The organism is Brevundimonas sp. (assembly GCF_032107865.1).
In the GTDB taxonomy this organism is placed as follows: domain Bacteria; phylum Pseudomonadota; class Alphaproteobacteria; order Caulobacterales; family Caulobacteraceae; genus Brevundimonas.
The window spans coordinates 1,275-2,778 of record NZ_DAMCNG010000294.1; the positions used below are offsets into that span (position 1 = coordinate 1,275).

The 1,504-nt window shown below is 69.7% G+C and carries 3 protein-coding genes; 2 read left to right on the top strand and 1 reads right to left on the bottom strand.

Annotated elements, in window-relative coordinates:
* Positions 1 to 630: NAD(P)H-dependent glycerol-3-phosphate dehydrogenase (locus tag RT567_RS15755; RefSeq protein WP_313577169.1), on the top strand; the 630-nt coding region annotated here is incomplete at its 5' end.
* Positions 630 to 1,019: a Rieske (2Fe-2S) protein gene (locus RT567_RS15760; RefSeq protein ID WP_003166594.1), complete on the top strand. Its 390-nt coding sequence runs from the start codon at positions 630 to 632 to the stop codon at positions 1,017 to 1,019. The genes RT567_RS15755 and RT567_RS15760, both read left to right, overlap by 1 nt.
* 104 nt (positions 1,020 to 1,123) lie before the next feature.
* On the opposite strand, the gene RT567_RS15765 is transcribed toward RT567_RS15760, so the two are convergent.
* Positions 1,124 to 1,282, bottom strand: coding sequence for a hypothetical protein (locus RT567_RS15765; RefSeq protein ID WP_200168678.1), 159 nt, complete (start codon positions 1,280 to 1,282; stop codon positions 1,124 to 1,126).
* Positions 1,283 to 1,504: the final 222 nt, after the last annotated feature.

Here is a 1,504-nt window from a genome sequence, read left to right on the forward strand (position 1 = left end):
ACGATTCCCTCGGCGACGGCGGCCGTACTGTCGGGGCCGAGCTTCGCCGCCGAGGTGGCGCGCGGCCTGCCCAGCGCCGTGACGCTGGCCTGCGCTGATGTGGAGATGGCCGAAGCTTTGGCGGGCGCCCTGTCGGGGCCGGTGTTCCGTCCGTATTACGCCGACGACCTGATCGGGGCCGAGACGGGCGGGGCGCTGAAGAACGTGCTGGCCATCGCCTGCGGCATCGTCGAAGGCCGTGAACTGGGCCGCAGCGCCCACGCCGCCGTCATCACCCGCGGCTACGCCGAGATCGTCCGAGTGGCCACGGCCCTGGGCGGCAAGGCCGAGACGGTGGCGGGACTGTGCGGCGTCGGCGATCTGGTGCTGACCTGCTCCAGCCCGCAGTCGCGCAACATGAGCCTGGGCCTGGCCCTGGGTCAGGGCCTCAGCGTCGAACAGGCGCTGGAGGGCAAGCGCTCGGTGGCCGAGGGCTATGAGAGCGCGCCGGCCGTGCGCGAACTGACGCGCAAGCTGGGCGTCGACACGCCGATCTGCGAGGCGACGGCGGCGGTGCTGGCGGGCGAGCTGACGGTGGATCAGGCGATCGAGAGCCTGATGAGCCGCCCGCTGAAGCCCGAGCGCGAATAGTGGCGCAAGAGGGTCCGGCGGCCGAGACGCAGGAGCGCAAGCGGGTCTGGAAGACGCCGCCGAACGTGGCCCTGTGTCTGGAGGCGGACATCAATGATCCCGGTTCGCGCGGCTTCGTGCTGCAGATCGGCGAAGCCTTCTTCCACGGCTTTGTGGTGAAGAAGGACGGCCAGGTCGCGGGTTGGGTGGATCGCTGCCCGCACGCGGGCTTTCCCATCGCGATGGAGCTGGACCGCTATCTGACGCCGGACGGGTCGCTGATCCTGTGCGGCTGGCACGGGGCAGCGTTCGAACCCCTGTCGGGGGCCTGCGTCGCCGGACCCTGCGCGGGCGGCAAGCTGACGCCCTGGCCGGTCGAGGCCAGGGATGGGGTCATCCGGACGGCGTGAGGGCGGAGTCGTCGCGCCTGATCGTTCCTTCAACGCCGCCGTCATCCTCGGGCTTGACCCGAGGATCCCGGCAAAAAATTAGGACTCGACTGTCGACGTCCCGCCTATTCCTTCGGCACCAGCTTGGGATCCTTGGTGAAGGCTTCGTCGACCTCTTCCTCGGTGATCCGCTTGGACGGGTCGCCCGGCTGGTTGAGGTTCTGCTCCTCGGTGCCATCGCCCATCATGCCGGGATAAGGGGTTTTGGGGTCTTTCTCGGCCATCGCCGTCTCCTTCACATGGATGCAAAGGCAATCCGGCGCGGGCGCGGGGCGTTCCATCACGCCCGCGCGAGGTCAGCGTTTCAGGCGTCGCGCATTGGCCGTGGCCGTGGCGTGGACGGGGGCCAGGGTGCGTCCCTGCGCCTTCAGCGCCGCGCCGTAGAAGGACCAGCCGTCGTTCATCGCCCGGCTCCAGGCGCCCATGGCCCAGTCGGTCTGGGCGGC

Excerpts from the sequence above, each read along its gene's own strand:
- RT567_RS15765 (WP_200168678.1), bottom strand. The coding sequence starts at position 1,282 with ATGGCCGAGAAAGACCCCAAAACCCCTTATCCCGGCATGATGGGCGAT.